The organism is Pseudomonas ekonensis, assembly GCF_019145435.1.
GTDB lineage: Bacteria > Pseudomonadota > Gammaproteobacteria > Pseudomonadales > Pseudomonadaceae > Aquipseudomonas > Aquipseudomonas ekonensis.
In genome coordinates this window covers 1-352 of the sequence record NZ_JAHSTS010000006.1, presented here as the reverse complement: position 1 = coordinate 352, position 352 = coordinate 1, and the positions used below count along the sequence as shown (strand labels likewise).

Sequence of the window (352 nt, the reverse complement as noted above, 5' to 3'; positions counted from 1 at the left end):
ATCAGTCTTTCTATCACATACCCAAATTTTTAAAGAACGATCTGACAAAGGTCAGAAATCAACATTCACCATCGCCTCGATGGAATGCTCATTTCTAAGCTTCAAGACAGTGGATCACCAACCGGTAATGGTGGAGCCAAGCGGGATCGAACCGCTGACCTCCTGCGTGCAAGGCAGGCGCTCTCCCAGCTGAGCTATGGCCCCGTATCGCTACAGGGTGCACCGTAATTGGTGGGTCTGGGCAGATTCGAACTGCCGACCTCACCCTTATCAGGGGTGCGCTCTAACCAACTGAGCTACAGACCCAATCGTCTTCTTCAATGAATCAAGCAATTCGTGTGGGAGCTCATGG

The 352-nt window shown here is 51.1% G+C and carries 2 tRNA genes; both read right to left on the bottom strand.

Annotated features, from left to right (window positions below):
* Positions 1-128 precede the first annotated feature (128 nt).
* Positions 129-204 (bottom strand) — tRNA-Ala (locus KVG96_RS27440).
* A 25-nt stretch (positions 205-229) separates the two neighbouring features.
* Positions 230-306 (bottom strand) — tRNA-Ile (locus KVG96_RS27435).
* Between the last annotated feature and the right edge of the window lie 46 nt (positions 307-352).